Origin of the sequence: Legionella sainthelensi, from assembly GCF_900637685.1 — a bacterium.
Classification (GTDB): domain Bacteria; phylum Pseudomonadota; class Gammaproteobacteria; order Legionellales; family Legionellaceae; genus Legionella; species Legionella sainthelensi.
The window spans coordinates 3,140,495-3,158,104 of record NZ_LR134388.1 but is presented as its reverse complement, the minus strand read 5'-3'; the positions used below and the strand labels follow the sequence as shown (position 1 = coordinate 3,158,104).

Here is a 17,610-nt window from a genome sequence, read left to right as displayed (position 1 = left end):
GGTCGCATGGTGATGGTTTTTTAGCCCATGGCTCTTAATCTTGCTACTCGTTCTGCGGTTAAAGGATGCGTTGAAAACAAATTGGCCATTTTTTCTCCATTTAACGGATTAACGATAAACATATGTGCTGTTGATGGATGTGTTTCAGCTTCATTAAAAAATTGCTCATGGCTCGCCTTATCGAGCTTTAATAAAGCATTAGCAAGCCACCTTGGATTACCACAAATGCGTGCTCCACCTGCATCTGCTTCAAACTCACGAGAGCGTGATATAGCCATTTGAATTAATCCTGCTGCCACAGGAGCAACGACCATCATTACAATTCCTACGACAGGGTGCACGCCTTCTTCATTATTTGAATGATTGCCAAACATAGAAAGCCACATAAACATATTGGCAATCCCACTAATTGCCCCCGCTATTGTCGCACTGACCATACTGATTAACGTGTCATGGTGAATTACATGAGCTAACTCATGAGATAAGACACCTGTTATTTCTTCTTGAGTCAATCGCTCTAATAAGCCCGTGGTAACCGCAATACTTGCATTTTCAGGATTTCTACCGGTTGCAAACGCATTTGGGGTTGCATTATTAATTAAATAAACTTTGGGTACGGGCGTTCCTGCTCTATGAGCGAGTTCAGATACAATATTAGAAACAAAATGGCTGGCAGATAACGGTTCAGCGTGATACATTCGTAAGACAAGAGTATCCGAATACCAGTATGCTGAAAAATTCATAATCCCTGCAAACATTAATGCAATCAGCATTCCGGTGCTTCCACCAAGCAATCCGCCAATGATTATAAGTAATGCTGTTAGAGAAGCGAGCAAGAGAAAGGTTTTCAGATTATTTATCATTTTATAACTCATCATTAATTCGCATTATTCTAAATAATGAGGGCAAAAACTAAAATTTCAACTCGGATGACTTTATTGGGTTTTTGTTGAAAAGTCATCCCAAATCATACAACTACAATACAAAATAAAAAGCCCGGGTTATTTACTTCACCCAGGCCATAGATTAAAAATTATTGGGATACTAAAGCGATTATCTGTTGGCTAAAGACATGCCTTCTAATACAGTTAGTGCGGCATAGAGTTGGTAGTCATTGTGCATTAAGTCATCCAACACTGCTTTGGTGCTTTTTGCTTTTGTTTTTTCTACACTTTTGTTAAGTATATGTCCATTCAGATCTGCTTCACTAAATCCAGTTGCATCAGCAGTCTTAGCTGCATTTTTTGGAATTTCTACTTCGTTTACTACGATATCAGGAACAATCCCTGTTGCTTGGATGGATGTACCTGAAGGGGTGTAGTAAAGTGCTGTAGTTAACTTGATTCCAGTTTTATTATCTAAAGGCAACACAGTTTGTACAGAGCCTTTGCCAAAACTTGTTGTCCCCAAAATCACTGCCCGTTTATTATCTTTAAGTGCTCCAGCTACAATTTCAGCAGCAGAGGCGGAACCATTATTGATAAGCACAACCATTGGCGCATTATGTAAAACATCCAGGCCTTTTGATAGCGCAGTGAAATCTGAGCCGGGTAATCGTCCTTTAGTAGAAACAATGGTTTCAGGTTTTCCTGACTTATCTTTGCCTAAAAATGCATCAGAAACTTGAATGGCTGAATCAAGTAATCCTCCTGGATTGTTTCTTAAATCCAGTATAAGACCTTTTAGGTTGCCGCCAGATTTTTGTTTTAGTTGAGCAATCGCTTGTAACATATCCTTTCCAGTTAAAGCTTGGAACTGAGTTAAACGAATGTAACCGTATCCTGGAGCTAATAATTTACTTTGAACGCTTTTGATTTGAATAACTTCTCGTACCAAATCAAATGTAAGTGCTTTATTTACACCTTTACGTAGTACAGTTAATTCAATGGTGCTCCCAGCTTTACCACGCATTATGTTTACCGCGTCTTTTAAAGAGAGCCCCTGAACGGATTCTTTGCCTAATTTGATGATATAGTCCCCAGATTTGATTCCTGCTTTGAAGGCGGGAGTATCAACAAGTGGAGTGACTACTTTGACAACCCCGTCCTCCATGGTTACTTCTAAGCCTAGACCACCAAATTCACCGCTAGTAGATGTTTGTAACTCTTTAAATTCTTCTTCATCTAGATAGCTTGAGTGAGGATCAAGGCCACTGAGCATCCCACGAATGGCATTATCAAAAAGTTCTTTATCATCTATAGGCTTAACATAATATTTTTTAATTTCACCAATTGCATTAGAAAATCTTTGCACATCTTCTAAGGGTACTGCTTTGGAGTCTGAATTCGAGGCATTGCTTGATGTATCTGTATTCAATTCATCATCTGCGAATACTGGCAGAGACAACATAAGAGTCATTGCATACGCTATCGCAAGCGAGCATGGATGTAGTTTTCTTAGCAACATAACGATCTCCTCAGATACAGGCCAGAATATAAGCCATTTTCTTTTGTTATAATTATTGAAATGCAATTTAGGTGCCAGGGATCAAAAAACCTAAGACAACCAGTTTAATGGCGGAATAGCCTTTCCCTTTAATCTTATTTCAAAGTATAGACCGTTTTGTTTAATTCCGCCGCTATGGCCTACACTCGCAATTTGCTCATTTTGATTTACGTATTGCCCTTTTCTTTTAAATAACGATTGATTATGAGCGTATAAAGTCATGAAACCCTGGCCATGATCAACAATAAGAAGTAAACCATAACCCTTAAGCCAATCACTAAACACTATTTTACCTGGGTAAACGGCAGTAACTACGGCTCCTTCTTCGGCAAAAAATGTCACTCCTTGATGCATGTTGCGATATGATCGGCCTTGAGTCTGCACTGGAAGCGGCAATTTTTTGCGCATTTGACTAAAAGGCTTACTCGTTTGGGTGATGCTTTGTTGCGATAATGATTTTAATAGGCGAGCTAAATTCTCTTTATTTTTCTTAGCTTCATGTAATGTATTTTGTTTGCTTTGAATTTCATGATTAAGCGATTGAATGAGAGCGGTATGGTACCCTTTATTTTGGTTAAGCTTTTCCTGATGTTGTGTTAATTCAGTTTTAAGTTGTTTATTGGCTATGAGCTCAGTTCGGAGTTTTTCTTTACTTTCAGTAAGGTTTTTACGCGTTTTATCGATTTGGTTGATAAGTTGTTGCCGTGATTTAACGATATATTGATAATAGGTTAAAATCCGACTTACTTTATTTGGATCATCTTGATTGAGTAGTAACTTGAGCGGTTGGTATTCCCCCATGTGGTAACGTGCGCGTATGTGATTGGTCAGTAATTGTTGTTGCGTGGTAAGTTGTTTGTTTAACTGATTGACTTGATTTTGTAACCCAACAATTTTATTTTCTGTACTATTTATATCATTTTGTATCGAGCGCAATTTTTGCACACACGCACCGATTTGTTTTTCAGTTTCTGATAACTCTTTATTTAAAACGCCACGTTTATCATGCGCAGAATTTAATGTTTGTTGTAAGCTATTAATTTGGGCATCTAGCTGTTTAAGCTTATTTTGTGTTTGCAGTACGGCGGGGGATGATTCTGCATAAATATTGAAGCAAAAAAGTATCCCCAAGAGGGATCTGTTACAATAAATAGCTACTTTTTGCCAATGACTAGGTTTTCGTTTTTGATTCATTTTGACCAAAGAGAACAAACGATTTCGCTTGGTATCCGACTGATTTGAGCTACAACACATAGTACAATTACGTTTATTCATGAATATTTTTTTCTAATAATGAATGACCGGTCATTTCAGCTGGAGGAGTAATTCCGAGTAAGGTCAACATCGTTGGCGCAATATCCGTTAAACTTCCTTCGCTGTAAGTAAAATGCCAAAGCCCCCCAACGTATAACAAAGGTACAGGCTCACTTGTATGAGCAGTATGTGCTTGATGGGTATTTTCGTCAAACATTTCTTCAGCATTGCCATGATCGGATGTAATCAATAATTGGCCGCCGTGTTGCGCTAATGCATGCCATACTTGACTCATACATTGATCTAGGCATTCTATGGCAGTAACAGTTGCTGCAAAATCTCCGCTATGACCAACCATATCAGCATTAGCATAATTACAAATAATTACATCATATGCTTGGCTGTCAATCGCTGCAATTAATTGCTGTGTTAATTGAGGGGCGCTCATTTCAGGTTGTAAATTATAGGTAGCAATCTTAGGAGACGGAATTAGAACCCGTTCTTCATTGGGAAAAACATTTTCATTGCCACCATTAAAGAAAAAAGTGACATGGGCATATTTTTCGGTTTCTGCAATACGTAATTGACTTAATCCGTGGGTGGCAAGGACCTCTCCTAGAGTATTATTTAAGGGAATTGGTGGGAAAGCTGCCGTCGTTGGTAAGTTTTTATCATATTGAGTCATACTGACAAAATAAGATAATTGGGGCTTAATTGTTCGGTTAAACTTTTTAAATTCAGGATCAAGAAAAGCCGTGGAGAGTTGGCGGGCTCTATCTGCACGAAAATTAAAAAATAAAACAGCATCACCATCCTTAATTGAGTGCGGCTTAGCAATTTGAGTTGGGGGTATAAATTCGTCGGACAGATTTTCCCGATAATACGATTTTATCGCAGTTTCTGCATCTGCAAAATGATACTTGCTCTCGCTTTGGGTTAATACGGAATAAACTTGTTCTATTCTGTCCCACCGATTATCTCTATCCATCGCATAATAACGCCCACTAATCGAAGCTATAGTCGCTACTGGGTGAGTTTTAAGGTATGACTCCAGGCGTTCTAAGCTTAATAATGCGCTTTGCGGCGGAGTGTCGCGCCCATCCAGGAATAAATGCAGATAAACCGCGGTAAATTTTTGTTGAACACATAAGTCAAGTAAAGCAAATAAATGTTGCTCATGGCTATGAACCCCACCTGGGGAGAATAATCCCATGATATGCAATGCTTTTTCAGTTTTTTGTAATGTAGTAATAACGTTACAAAAAACAGGATTATTCGCGAATTGACCATTTTTTATACTTTTGTTGATTCGGGTGAAATCTTGTTCTATAACTCGGCCTGCGCCAATATGCATATGTCCTACTTCTGAATTACCCATTTGTGCATCAGGCAACCCTACAGAATCACCAGCGGCTTGCAAAAGAATATGTGGGCAGTTTTTCCACCATTCATCCCATTGAGGTGTTTTGGCTTGGGCAATAGCATTATATTGGTTATTTTCGTTATACCCCCAACCATCCAAAATCATGAGCAATAATGGCGTTTTTTTTTGCATGTAATACTCCGCAAAATAGGATCAAATTCAGAAGAAAGATTATACATGACTTAATTTGTAATGCATTCCTTAGTTTCTGAGAAATTTACATGGAATCAGAACAATTTTGTCTGTGATATCATGCTTTCAATGCATCAATCTGCGCCTGTCCAAAAAGTATTGATTCGGGTGAGTTCGATATAAAATAAAGGTCGATTCTTTATATCGCACTGATTTTATTTAGAACTAGATACCCTATGAATGCGATGCCTTTTATGGGATAGCGTTCGCTCAGTAACGTAAAGACAGCATGGAAGTGACCTTACGTCGAACACACGTCATTTAGATAGTTTTTGAGTAGTGACATTTTTATGTTAAAGCAGTTAGACTATGCACTATTTATTAGTTTGGGAAGAATGGTGTCAGAGCAAAAAATTCCTCAGCATATTGCTATTGTTATGGATGGAAATGGTCGTTGGGCTGAAAGTAAAGGATTGGCTCGCATTGAAGGTCATAAAGCAGGAGTTGAATCAGTAAAGAAAATGATTCGTTGCTGTATGGCAAAAGGAGTGCCTTATCTTAGTTTATTTGCGTTTAGCTCTGAAAACTGGTTACGTCCTGTTGAAGAGGTAAGCTTTTTGATGGAATTATTTCTAGAATCTCTGCGCAAGGAAATAGCCGAATTAAATCAGCATGGAATAAAGATGCGTTTTACTGGAAATCGGAGTTCTTTATCTCCAGTTTTACAAGAACAAATGCATGAAGCAGAAGTTTTAACAGCAAAAAATGAGCAATTCACTTTGAATGTAGTGGTTAATTATGGCGGCAAGTGGGATGTGGCAAATGCGGCAAAAAAAATGGCACAAGCAGTCCTTAGTGGTGAATTAAAAATTGATGAAATTAATGAAATCACTTTTGCTCGTTATTTAGACACCGAAGGATTACCTGATCCTGATTTATTTATTCGCACCAGTGGCGAGCTACGGATTAGCAATTTTTTCCTTTGGCAACTTGCCTATACGGAGCTTTATTTTAGCGAAGTCCATTGGCCAGACTTCGGGGAGAATGAATTGGAGTTGGCTTTAGCATCCTTTAATAAAAGAAAAAGAAGATTTGGGCAAATTTCTTAATTAACGCGAGTTCGACATAAAGCGTATTTTTATCCCTTTGTGCCGCTAAACGAATGTTATCCCGTAAAACGCATAGCGTTTGTACGAGATCCCGTTTTAAAATTGGAATAGTTTAATATAAAAAATACATTAATTTTTATATACAACTCATAAATAAATTTTTAAACCATAAGGGCAATATCATGTTCCTACAACGTCTTATAACTGCATTGATTTTAATTCCCTTGGTTTTATGGCTGATTTTTTATGGCAATCAATGGCTTTTAGCAGGAATTGTCTTAATCGTTTACATTGCTGCGGGTCGAGAATCGTTCCAATTAATTCCTATAAAAAAAATCAGTGCTCAAGTTGGATTTGTTTTGTTGCTGCTTTTGGGTTTGTGGGGTTGTGGTTATTTATTTTCTTATTGGCTAGTCCTAGGCTTGATTTTATGGGGTTTGATTATTGTTGCGATTATCACTTTTCCTGGCTCACAGAAATATTGGGGTTATCCTGTTATTGTTGCTGGGGCTTGCTTGTTACTATTGCCTTTATTTTTGCAAAGCCTGTTTCATTTATATAGTTTATCTCAAGGTAAGGAACTATTAGTTTACTTGTTGTTTTTAATTTGGGCATCAGATTCAGGCGCTTATTTCAGTGGTAAAATTATGGGAAAACATAAGCTAATTCCTCAAGTGAGCCCAGGAAAATCTTGGGAGGGAGTATTTGGCGGCGTGATTTTATCCTTGATTATTGCTTGGGGTGGTTATTATTATTTTAAACCTGTTGCTCAGGTTCATTGGTTTGTTTTAGCCTTATGTACTATAATAATTGCAATCTTCGGAGATTTATTTATCAGTATATTGAAGCGTAGGTGTCATTTAAAAGATACAGGCGCCATAATTCCTGGCCATGGGGGTATTTTAGATCGTTTGGATAGTTTGATTGCAGCTTTACCTTTATTTTATTTCGGATTAACTATGTAACCTCTTGAGTTAACCTTTAAAGCTGTTTGGACTTAATAATTAATCAATAAACAGGATGTTTTTGGTAGGTTGCACCATTGGTGAGCACCTATCTTTATATTTTTCTAAGTCTAAACAATTGGATAGCTATCAGGGGTGTTACCACTATTTTTAGGATAGCACTATGCTTTCAACTTTGCTTTATTTTTTCTTGGCTTTGATCTTATTAGTCACAATTCATGAGTACGGTCATTTTCAAGTGGCACGTTGGTGTGGTGTCAAAGTACTCCGCTTTTCTTTTGGTTTTGGACCTATTTTGGCACGATGGCAAGGTAAAAAAGGAACTGAGTATGCCTGGTCGTTAATCCCTTTGGGGGATATGTCAAAATGCTTGATGAATCTGAGGGCGAAGTAGCAGAAAATGAGCGTCATTTGGCATTTAACAACCAAACACTCTGGAAAAGAGCAGCAATTGTTTTTGCAGGTCCTTTATTTAATTTCCTTTTTGCTTTTGTTGCCTTATGGTTGGTATTGGTTATTGGGATGCCCTCTTTGGCGCCTATGATTGAATCTGTAAAACCGAACAGCATTGCTGCCCATGCAGGTTTAGAAGCGAAAGAAGAAATTATTGCCCTCAATGGCAGCAAGATAAATAGCTGGCGTGATTTTCAATATGCTATTATGCCTCTTGTTGGCTCCGGGGAAACTATAGAATTAACGGTTAAATCATTGGTTGATGGACGTCAACATCAAGTATTTTTGCCTTTAGCTAATTGGCAGTTGGATAGTAAAAGACCAGATCCACTCCAAAGCTTGGGTATAGAACCTTTTATTCCTTCAATTCCACCTGTTGTTGGTGAAGTAGTGCCTGATTCTCCAGCAGCAAAATCCGGATTACAAAATGGGGATATCATTTTAAGTGTTGATGGAAAGTCTTTCAAAGACTGGTTGTTTCTCGTGGATTTTGTGCAAAAACATCCAGATAAATCATTAATATTAACTATTAAAAGGGACAAAGCGATACAAGAAATTATGGTACACACCGGAAGCCAAGAAAATAAGGGTAAAATTGAAGGCTTTTTAGGTGTGCGATCACAAAAAGTTAAGTGGCCTGCCCATTGGTTACGCTTAGAGAGGCAAGATCCTTTTACAGCAATAGGCACGTCATTAAAACAAACAACTCAGTTAACTACGGCAACATTTACACTAATGGGCCGATTAGTAATGGGTAAGTTAGGATTAAATAGTATTAGTGGTCCAGTGGGTATCGCGCAAGGGGCAGGAGACTCTGGAAGAAATGGACTAGCTGCTTATTTGTTTTTTCTTGCACTCGTGAGTATCAGCTTAGGTGCATTAAATTTATTACCCATCCCTATGCTTGATGGTGGTCATCTATTGTTTTATTTAGTAGAAGCAATTAAACGTAAACCTTTGTCTAATGGTTTAAAATCAGCAGGAGCTTATTTTGGCTTAGTGCTGTTAGTCGTGCTTATGTTTATAGCAATAACCAATGATTTATCCAGACTTACAGGTTAATTATAATACTATTATGCTCCAAAGGATTGGAGCAAAACCTTGACAGTAGTTTCTACTTCCTATAAAAAGTGGTTCAATTTTTAGTGTACCGATTTTGGTATTAAAAGTGCACGTAGTACTGGGCGTAAAATAATAATGAAAAAAATCAGTAGTAAATTAATATTAGGCATTTGTTGTTCCTCGCTTATTGCTTGGTCTTCTCAAACAATCGCAGCAGATACTTTTGTTGTTAAAAGTATCAAAGTTACAGGATTACAACGCGTTTCCACCGGAACAGTTCTTAATTACATTCCTGTGCAAGTGGGTGAGGAAGTTGGCTCTGAATCTACTGCTGAGATTATTCGAGCTCTTTATGATACTGGTTTTTTCCAGGCGGTTTCTCTGGAGCGTCAAGGCAACACTTTAATTGTTAACGTAGTAGAAAGGGCAACAATTGGCTCAATTAGTGTCGTAGGAAATAAGGAAATTCCCAGTGACAAAATGAAAGATTTTCTCAAGGAAATGGGGCTAGTTAAAGGCCGTGTCTTCCAAACATCCACTTTAGAACGTTTAGAAAAGGAACTAAAACAAGCATATAATGCGAGAGGAAAGTATAACGCCCGTATAGAAACTCGAGTTACTCCACTAACAGATAATAGAGTGGGGATTACGGTTACTATTTCTGAAGGACGAGTATCAAGAATTAAACAGATCAAAATAATTGGTAATCATGATTTTACTACTAATGAATTGTTACCCGAATTTGCTTTATCTAAATCGGGTATTTTTACCTATTTTACTAAAAAAGATCAGTATTCAAAACAAGGTATGGATGCATCTTTAGAAGCATTACGCTCATTTTATTTGGATCGAGGGTATTTAAAATTTAAAATTGTCTCGTCACAGGTTTTACTTTCGCCGGATAGAAAGGATGTTTACATTAATGTTCACATTGAAGAAGGACCTCAATATCACTTTTCAGGCTATAAAGTAGTAGGTAAACCTATACTACCCCCGGAGAAGATTGAATCATTAGTCCAAGTTAAAAAAGGTGCTGTTTTTTCGCGTAAAAAGGTAACTGATACTATTTCTTCGTTTGGATTAGCCTTAGGGGATATAGGTTATGGATTTCCAGCAATTAATGCGGAACCTCAGTTAGATGAGAACGAGAAAACAGTATTTATCACCTTTATTGTGCAGCCTGGTCGACATGTTTATGTCCGTCGTATTAATTTTCATGGTAATACCAAAACGAGTGATTACGTATTACGTAGCGTCATTCGTCAGGATGAGGGAGGGTTACTCTCTTTACATAACATTAAAGAGTCAGAAAGACAGTTGCGATTACTGGGATATCTGAAAAATGTTGATGTAAAAACCACCCCAGTCCCTGATGCAAATAACCAGGTTGATCTAGATGTCCAAGTAGAGGAAGCTCCTTCTGCTGAAGCAAGCGCTTCTATTGGTTATGGTACCAATGGCTATCAATTGAACGCTTCGGTGAATCAACACAATTTTATGGGAACGGGACGAGCAATTGGCGCAGCATTTACAGCAAGTAAATGGGGACAAGATTATACGTTAAATTACTATAATCCTTTTTATACAGATACAGGAATAGGACGAGGAGTTAACCTGTATTTTGCTCGAGTCGATCCTAAAAATCTAAATGTAAGTACTTATAGTTCGAACCGTTTTGGTGGGGATGTGAATTATAGCCTACCATTAGGTGAGATCAGTCGATTACAGTTTGGATATGGTTATCAGGATATAGATATTAAAAGTGTAGGTTATGTTGTTCCTATTCAGAATTTTGTAAATTTATATGGAAAACATTTTCACGAAATTCGTTTATCTACTGGATGGAGTCGTAATACTTATGACCAATTTCCTTATCCCACTCGAGGTATCAACCAACAAGCTGCTGCCGTAATTGCTTTACCCGCTACTTCGGGATCTTTATCTTATTATAAAGGTTCTTATCAGGCTCGTTTGTATCAACCTATAACCCATGGGTGGATTTTTTCTCTACAAGGATTTGCAGGTTATGGAAATGCGTTTAATAATAATGGGTTACCATTTTTTGAGAATTATTATGCGGGGGGTACTGCGCAACCAGGTCAAGTACGCGGATATGACAGTTATTCTTTAGGTCCTTTAGACAACTACCGAAACTCAGTAGGGGGTAACTTATTACTCAGTGGAACTGCAGGAATTATATTGCCTTATCCTTTAAGTAGGGACAATGTACGCACAACAGCTTTTGTTGATGCAGGTAACGTATTTGCAGTAAATACGTTACCCACTTTAACTGGAAAATATGAAGGACCTTTAAGATATTCTGCTGGTGTGTCTATTGAATGGCGTTCTCCTTTTGGTCCGTTAGCATTTAGTTTGGCTAAGGCTTTGAATCCTCAGCAATTCGATCAACAGCAATTGTTCCAATTTGCCTTGTCCTCTGGATTTTAACTTTACTTCTCGCTTCCGCTGCACATCGTGGGTAACTTAGGGACTGTAATCAGTCCCTAAGACGACTTAGAGTTCGCAAAATTATTATTGAAAACTCGTATTGTACATATCGCAACCTATATCGATTTGTGCTAGCATCATGCTCTTTAATTTAGGAGATAGTTATGAAGCGGTTTGGTTTGGTTGTATTGACCTTTATTTTTAGCGTATTTGGCGCTAACGCATTTGCTGATACAGCAAAGATAGGAGTGGTTGATTTACAAAAAATCATGCAAACTTCAAGTCAAATCAAAGAAATTCAACAAAAATTAGAAAAAGAATTTAAGCCCCGTCGCGATAAGTTATTAGCTGTCGAAGCCAAGATAAAAGCTGATATGGAAAAGTTCAAGCGTGACAGCGCAGTTTTGAGTGCTTCTCAAAAGAAAGAAATGGAGCGAAAGATTGTCAGCGCACAACAACAATTTGAGCGAGATGGCCAGCAATATCAGCAAGAGTTGAGCACTGCAAACAATGAAGCTATGGAAAGTTTGTATGCGAAAGTACGTGCAGCAATTTCTAAGGTTGCTAAAGATGAGAAATATGATCTTATCGTGCAAAAAGATGCAGCTCCTTTTAGCTCAGATACTCTTGATGTAACTGACAAAGTCGCTAAAGCGATTAATTAATTTGGCGGTGTACGTTGCTAACGGTAGCACAACTTGCTGAAAAATTAGGTGGCGTGTGGCATGGTAATGGAGAGCACGCCATTTTTTCGTTTGCTTCTTTAGCTCGAGCTACACATAAAGATATAGCCTATTACGATAATTCTATATTGCAAGGCGCTTTAGAAAACACCTCTGCCGGCGTAGTATTACTTAAATCAGAACATAAATATCTTTACCAAAAAAATTGTATTATTGTTTCCAATCCTTTACAAGCAATGATGCAAGCCACGCAATTTTTATCAAAACCAATAATCCCGTATTCTGGTATCGATCCTACCGCTCAAATTCATCCTTCAGCTCAAATAGGTGAAGGAGTATCTATAGGAGCATACAGCGTCATTCATGCGGAAGCTCGATTGGGTGATCATGTTGTAGTCGGAGCGAATACTGTTATTGAATCGTCTGTTGCGATTGGAAAAAACAGCCAAATTGGCCATGATGTAGCACTACATGCGGGTTGCCAATTGGGGGCTCAGGTAGTCATTGATTCGGGTTGTGTTATTGGTGCTTTTCCGTTTAATTATTTAAAACAACAAGGTCATTGGCAGCAAGGTTTGAGTGTAGGGGCGGTTATTATAGCAGATAAGGTACGTATTGGGGCTAATACCGTAATTGATAGAGGTTCTTTAAGTGACACCTACATAGGAGAGGGGGTGTGCATCGATAATTTAGTCCAGATCGCACATGATGTCCTGATAGGGAAAAATACAATTATTTCAGGATGTGCTGCTATAGGAGCGTATGCCCAAATTGGAGCAGACTGTATTATTGGTGGAGCAAGCTCTGTTGCTGCTTATGTATGTTTAACAGAAGATGTTGTGATTACAGGTATGTCTACTGTCAGTAAATCACTACCTAAGTCCGGAATTTATTCTTCAGGAACCTTAGTCCATGAACATCAACGTTGGCGTCGAAATGCGGCACGTTTTCGACGATTAGATGACTATATAGAAAAACTTAGTGCTTTAGAGAAAAAATTAAATCGAATAAATACAGTTGAGTCTTTTTCTGAAGATTAGATGTCTAACAAATTTAACTGTATCCTGAGGTAAATAAAGTAGGATAGGACGGCCAAGTTTTTAACAATTAATAATTGATTTGCACCTATTAAAACTGGATAATGCATTTTTCATTGAGGCCAGCTAAATAGACTGATTAAGCGAGAAACTGCGTATGAGTGAACCTATAGATATAAAACAAATTTTTAGTTTGTTGCCCCATCGTTACCCAATGCTATTGGTAGATAGGGTATTAGATTTTAAAGCATATGAACATTTAACGGCTATAAAAAATGTGACGATTAATGAGAACTTTTTTGCTGGCCATTTCCCAGAAAGTCCAATTATGCCAGGAGTATTAATGCTTGAATCTTTGGCTCAGGCAGGTGGTCTTTTTGCTGGATTGTCTCAGCCACCCGAAGAAAATGAAGGGATTTTACATTTTTTTGCCGGTATTGATAATGCAAAATTTAAACATGTAGTGGTTCCTGGTGATCAATTACGTTTGGAAATAAAATTATTAACGAGAAAAGGAGTTTTTTGGCGTGTGCATGGCGAAGCTTATGTAGGCGATAAACTGGCCTGTTCTGCAGATTTATTAAGTGCAGCGAAGGAATTTAAAAAGTGATAGATGAACGAGCTATAATTCACCCCTCTGCAAAATTAGCAGATGGGGTATCAGTAGGTCCTGGCGCTATAATTGGCGCAAATGTGGAAATAGGTGAAAATACTCGGGTTGGTCCTTATGCGGTTATTGAAGGCCCAACAACTATTGGTAAGAATAATAAAATTTTTCAATTTGCCTCAGTGGGCGACGAACCTCAAGATATGACTTATAAAGGTGAACCCACTCGATTAGAAATTGGTGATGATAACATCATACGTGAATATTGTATGATTAGCCGAGGAACTGTTAAAGGTGGCGGTGTTACTCGTATAGGGAATAAAAACTTTTTCCTGGCCTATTCACATGTTGGACACGACTGCATGATTGGCAACCAAATTATTTTGGTGAGTTATGCTGCATTGTCAGGGCATGTCACCGTAGGTGATTATGCAAACATTGGAGGATATGCTGCAGTACATCAGTTTTGTCATGTAGGTGCATATGCTTTTATTTCACGAGCTTCTTATGTAAGTAAAGATGTTCTTCCTTATCTCATGATTTCGGGTGATACCACTTCAGCTTGTGGTATTAATACAGTGGGACTTCGTAGACGAGGATTTTCATCAGAAGCAATTGATAATTTGCGACGTGCTTATAAAATAATTTTTCGCAAAGGATTAACCGTACAGCAAGCTGTTGCTGAGTTAGAATTGATGCAACACGAATGCCCTGAAGTAGTTCTTATGATTGATGCATTGAACCAAGCTACACGTGGTATTGTTAGATAAATTGATGTAACTGCTCACTTCATTTTAAAGTGTGTCTGTGTTTTGTGCGTATTGGATAGGGTTTTCATATTCTGACATATGCTTTGCTGTTTAACTTCTTTATCCAACTACGCACAAGTTTGAACGCTCATCAAAATTTTCATGTTGAGAATTAGCAGTTACAATGGGACGAATAAATTAAGTTAGAGTGATATCTTTATGCTAGACATTCAATTATTACGTGATGAGCCGCAATTTGTTGCCTCGCAGTTATTAAAAAGAGGCTTTCAGTTTGATGTTTCATCTTTTACTACCTTAGAAGAAAAGCGTAAATCATTACAAGTTACAACTCAATCATTACAAAATGAACGAAACACACGTTCCAAAGCTATTGGAGAGGCAAAATCTCGGGGCGAAGATATAGAAGCAATGCGTGAAGATATGAACCGTCTTGCAAAAGAGTTGGAGCACAAAAAAGGTGAGCTAGATAATGTGTTGCAACAAATTGAAGCAATTGCTTTACGTCTACCTAATATACCTCATGAATCTGTTCCAGTTGGTGAAGATGAACATCATAATCAGGAAATTAGACGTTGGGGTACAATTCCAACTTTTGATTTTCCTGTAAAGTCACATGATGAATTGGGAGATGGTTTGGGGCAAATGGATTTTGCTTTGGCTGCTAAGCTTACAGGTAGTCGCTTTGTGGTTATGAAAAATCAGTTAGCTCGGTTACATCGTGGTTTGATCCAATTTATGTTAGATCTTCATACGCAACATCATGGATATCAAGAAATTTATGTTCCTTATATTGTTAATGCGGACAGTTTATTAGGTACCGGCCAATTACCGAAATTTGAAGAAGATCTATTTAAATTAACTGGAGATCATGGGTATTATTTGATTCCCACAGCAGAAATTCCAGTAACTAATACGGTTCGTGATACTCTTTTAGCTGAAGAAAATTTACCTATTCGTTACGCATGCCATTCGCCTTGTTTTCGCAGTGAAGCAGGTTCTTATGGTAAAGATACTAAAGGAATGATTCGACAGCATCAGTTTGAAAAAGTTGAATTAGTATGGATCACTAAACCCGAAGAGTCGTATGCTGCTTTGGAGCAATTAGTACAGCATGCCGAAATGGTACTACAACGTTTAGAATTGCCCTATCGTGTAGTTACCCTGTGTACCGGTGATATGGGACCTAGTGCCGCAAAAACTTATGATATTGAAGTTTGGTTACCCAGCCAGGATACTTATCGAGAAATTTCATCCTGCTCTAATATGGAGGCTTTTCAAGCCCGTCGCATGAAGGCACGCTATAGACATGAAAAATCACGTGAAATCAATTTAGTACATACATTGAATGGGTCGGGGCTTGCAGTAGGTAGAACGTTAGTTGCTTTAATGGAAAATTATCAAGATAAAGACGGCAATATCCACATTCCTATGGCATTAAGACCTTATTTGGGTGGTATTGAGTGTATAGAATGTGTAAGGCAATAAAAGCACTTGTTTAGCCTGTGCTTCCCGTAAGTCAGGCTAAAATAAAACATGACCATTCCGACAACTATTAACGGTTGGCCTGAATGCTATGTCTCTTTTTTTTCGATTTGTACTGTTGATGCAAAAAAAGTTGAATGCTTATTAAGCAGAAGACGTTTAAGTGTTGCGTGTGGTTTTTCTTGTGGATGCTCGCTGTCCTTGAGACTTATCATTTCATGATTAAAATCATTTCTTATATTTAAGTTTTCTACGCAAAATTTAAATGCGGTGAATGCATAGTCCATAATATCTATATCTTGCATAGGCACATTTTTTATTAAGTTCTTTTCTGCAAAATGAATGAAGTAATTCAGGCAATGGTTAAGGTTTTCAATTGGTAGATGACGTGATTTCTCCAAAAGAAATGTGAGTTTGTTATGTTGCTGATTAATTAATTGCAGTAAATGTTTCTTTCTTATTAGTTTTATTTTATTTTGTTCGTTTTTAGCACATATCATTGCGTGATTTAATCGTGTAGTAAAGGATGGCGTACTAAATAATTTTTCGATTACCTCGAATTGTCGAGTGGCAGTTAAAAAAAATAATAAGTTCCGTCTACACAAGCAATGGAATTCATTGTTTATTTGTTCATTTTGATGCTTTTCATCAGCTTTATTGAGATTGCTATTAACTCTTCTAATCCAAGTGTAGTAAGAGACAAGCAAAGGGTATGTTTCTTCTGATACATGATTATGTTTTAAAAGAGATTTTTTTAAGTATGGATTTTTCTTTGGTAAATGCACATCCAGTGCTAATTGAATGGAGTCCATCATTCAATTCCTGTTCGTCCTAGTTTTAAAATTATAGTAGTTTTTGTAAAAAGTGCACTTATTTTAGTCCAATTGATATTTTTATGTAATTTCAATGAATTAAGTATTGTTTTGACTGAATCATTTTTTGCTTTTAAGATGTGCTTGTTGTTTTATTTAAAGAAAAACCAGGTGCACCAACAGACTAAAGCGTAGTTGTGTGACTCATAAGTGTTTGTCCAGGTTTTCTTAAAAACTCATAAAAGGCAAACCATAGAATTGTTTTTGAGGAAAAATCGACTGCATCTTTTATAACGCATGATTAGTAATGGTTGAAGATAAGGAATTTATTGTGAAAAAAGGATTATATTGTTTCATCGTTTTGTTTTGCATGCTGACGACGTTTTCTGAAGATGTCTTTTCTACTTGTTCGGTCTTTCATTCTTCCGGAAAACCTGCAGAGCGAACACATGACGCTTTAGGTCTTATACTTTTTTCAGAAGTGCAGTGCCCAACAGATGTTTTTGCATTGCGACAATTTTTAAAAAACGCGGGTTTAAAAATAGAAACGACGATGGTCGCGAATCGAGGATTTCATAATCCATCTCAAGGTAGTTTTAGTTTATTTGAGATGGTATTAGGGGAATTAAAGATAATGGATCATCATTTGTCCATTCATACTGGCGATTTTTTCTTTGGCCATTTTACTACTGTCAGCCCAATTGGAGAGTTAGTTGCTGATCAGAATCCAGAGAAAAATGCATTAATGATCGAAGCATTTGCTTGGGATCCTAAAAAGAGGTATTTAATTTTTATGAATTACGCGGTGAGGGAACTCAAGGTCAATGGTTTTATCGTGGGGATTCAGTAGATATTTTTGCAGATAATGAGTTACTTCATCGCCAACCTGATCCCAAAAATCCCCAATTTGGTACTCGCTTACGTTGTT

14 protein-coding genes and 1 pseudogene are annotated in these 17,610 nt (G+C 37.5%); 10 read left to right on the top strand and 5 right to left on the bottom strand.

From position 1 onward, the window contains the following. Positions 1 to 20: 20 nt before the first annotated feature. From htpX to gpmI, 4 genes are all read right to left on the bottom strand, one after another. Positions 21 to 863 carry a zinc metalloprotease HtpX gene (gene htpX / locus EL220_RS13880; protein WP_027269673.1) on the bottom strand — a complete coding sequence of 281 codons (843 nt, stop codon included), beginning with the start codon at positions 861 to 863 and terminating at the stop codon, positions 21 to 23. Positions 864 to 1,053: 190 nt separating this feature from the next. Further along, positions 1,054 to 2,406: a S41 family peptidase gene (locus tag EL220_RS13875; RefSeq protein WP_027269674.1), complete on the bottom strand. Its 1,353-nt coding sequence runs from the start codon at positions 2,404 to 2,406 to the stop codon at positions 1,054 to 1,056. A gap of 90 nt (positions 2,407 to 2,496) precedes the next feature. Next, positions 2,497 to 3,639, bottom strand: a complete 1,143-nt coding sequence (locus tag EL220_RS13870; RefSeq protein WP_162162558.1) for a murein hydrolase activator EnvC family protein — start codon at positions 3,637 to 3,639, stop codon at positions 2,497 to 2,499. Positions 3,640 to 3,712: 73 nt separating this feature from the next. Continuing rightward, the gene (gpmI, locus tag EL220_RS13865) at positions 3,713 to 5,254 is read right to left on the bottom strand and encodes a 2,3-bisphosphoglycerate-independent phosphoglycerate mutase (RefSeq protein WP_027269676.1); all 1,542 of its coding nucleotides are present in this window, start codon (positions 5,252 to 5,254) and stop codon (positions 3,713 to 3,715) included. A 350-nt stretch (positions 5,255 to 5,604) separates the two neighbouring features. On the opposite strand from gpmI, the gene uppS reads away from it, so the two are divergent. From uppS to serS, 9 genes and pseudogenes are all read left to right on the top strand, one after another. Then, complete coding sequence (gene uppS, locus EL220_RS13860; protein WP_035905559.1) at positions 5,605 to 6,363, top strand: polyprenyl diphosphate synthase; 759 nt, start codon at positions 5,605 to 5,607, stop codon at positions 6,361 to 6,363. Positions 6,364 to 6,545: 182 nt separating this feature from the next. After that, the gene (locus tag EL220_RS13855) at positions 6,546 to 7,328 is read left to right on the top strand and encodes a phosphatidate cytidylyltransferase (RefSeq protein ID WP_027269678.1); all 783 of its coding nucleotides are present in this window, start codon (positions 6,546 to 6,548) and stop codon (positions 7,326 to 7,328) included. Positions 7,329 to 7,491: 163 nt separating this feature from the next. Beyond that, positions 7,492 to 8,843 (top strand): annotated as a pseudogene (rseP, locus tag EL220_RS13850) (RIP metalloprotease RseP). Between the two features lie 135 nt (positions 8,844 to 8,978). After that, a complete protein-coding gene (gene bamA, locus EL220_RS13845; protein ID WP_027269680.1) occupies positions 8,979 to 11,291 on the top strand; it encodes an outer membrane protein assembly factor BamA in 2,313 nt (770 codons plus the stop codon). Positions 11,292 to 11,455: 164 nt separating this feature from the next. Beyond that, complete coding sequence (locus EL220_RS13840; RefSeq protein ID WP_027269681.1) at positions 11,456 to 11,956, top strand: OmpH/Skp family outer membrane protein; 501 nt, start codon at positions 11,456 to 11,458, stop codon at positions 11,954 to 11,956. A 14-nt stretch (positions 11,957 to 11,970) separates the two neighbouring features. Then, positions 11,971 to 13,014, top strand: a complete 1,044-nt coding sequence (gene lpxD, locus EL220_RS13835) for a UDP-3-O-(3-hydroxymyristoyl)glucosamine N-acyltransferase (RefSeq protein WP_027269682.1) — start codon at positions 11,971 to 11,973, stop codon at positions 13,012 to 13,014. Positions 13,015 to 13,168: 154 nt separating this feature from the next. Then, positions 13,169 to 13,621 (top strand): 3-hydroxyacyl-ACP dehydratase FabZ, encoded by a 453-nt coding sequence (fabZ, locus tag EL220_RS13830; RefSeq protein WP_003635379.1) that lies wholly within the window; start codon positions 13,169 to 13,171, stop codon positions 13,619 to 13,621. Beyond that, a complete protein-coding gene (lpxA, locus tag EL220_RS13825) occupies positions 13,618 to 14,388 on the top strand; it encodes an acyl-ACP--UDP-N-acetylglucosamine O-acyltransferase (protein ID WP_027269683.1) in 771 nt (256 codons plus the stop codon). The genes fabZ and lpxA overlap by 4 nt, the downstream gene beginning before the upstream one ends. A gap of 198 nt (positions 14,389 to 14,586) precedes the next feature. Beyond that, positions 14,587 to 15,873: a serine--tRNA ligase gene (serS, locus tag EL220_RS13820; RefSeq protein WP_027269684.1), complete on the top strand. Its 1,287-nt coding sequence runs from the start codon at positions 14,587 to 14,589 to the stop codon at positions 15,871 to 15,873. 86 nt (positions 15,874 to 15,959) lie between these two features. Here serS and EL220_RS13815 read toward each other — a convergent pair whose 3' ends face one another. Continuing rightward, positions 15,960 to 16,685: a hypothetical protein gene (locus EL220_RS13815; RefSeq protein WP_128130921.1), complete on the bottom strand. Its 726-nt coding sequence runs from the start codon at positions 16,683 to 16,685 to the stop codon at positions 15,960 to 15,962. Between the two features lie 328 nt (positions 16,686 to 17,013). On the opposite strand from EL220_RS13815, the gene EL220_RS19220 reads away from it, so the two are divergent. Next, entirely contained in the window at positions 17,014 to 17,532 is a 519-nt protein-coding gene (locus EL220_RS19220) for a hypothetical protein (RefSeq protein ID WP_232002473.1), read from the top strand. The last annotated feature ends 78 nt before the right edge of the window (positions 17,533 to 17,610 follow it).

Excerpts from the sequence above, each read along its gene's own strand:
- htpX (WP_027269673.1), bottom strand. The coding sequence starts at position 863 with ATGATAAATAATCTGAAAACCTTTCTCTTGCTCGCTTCTCTAACAGCA.
- EL220_RS13875 (WP_027269674.1), bottom strand. The coding sequence starts at position 2,406 with ATGTTGCTAAGAAAACTACATCCATGCTCGCTTGCGATAGCGTATGCA.
- EL220_RS13870 (WP_162162558.1), bottom strand. The coding sequence starts at position 3,639 with ATGAATCAAAAACGAAAACCTAGTCATTGGCAAAAAGTAGCTATTTAT.
- gpmI (WP_027269676.1), bottom strand. The coding sequence starts at position 5,254 with ATGCAAAAAAAAACGCCATTATTGCTCATGATTTTGGATGGTTGGGGG.
- uppS (WP_035905559.1), top strand. The coding sequence starts at position 5,605 with ATGTTAAAGCAGTTAGACTATGCACTATTTATTAGTTTGGGAAGAATG.
- EL220_RS13855 (WP_027269678.1), top strand. The coding sequence starts at position 6,546 with ATGTTCCTACAACGTCTTATAACTGCATTGATTTTAATTCCCTTGGTT.
- bamA (WP_027269680.1), top strand. The coding sequence starts at position 8,979 with ATGAAAAAAATCAGTAGTAAATTAATATTAGGCATTTGTTGTTCCTCG.
- EL220_RS13840 (WP_027269681.1), top strand. The coding sequence starts at position 11,456 with ATGAAGCGGTTTGGTTTGGTTGTATTGACCTTTATTTTTAGCGTATTT.
- fabZ (WP_003635379.1), top strand. The coding sequence starts at position 13,169 with ATGAGTGAACCTATAGATATAAAACAAATTTTTAGTTTGTTGCCCCAT.
- serS (WP_027269684.1), top strand. The coding sequence starts at position 14,587 with ATGCTAGACATTCAATTATTACGTGATGAGCCGCAATTTGTTGCCTCG.
- EL220_RS13815 (WP_128130921.1), bottom strand. The coding sequence starts at position 16,685 with ATGATGGACTCCATTCAATTAGCACTGGATGTGCATTTACCAAAGAAA.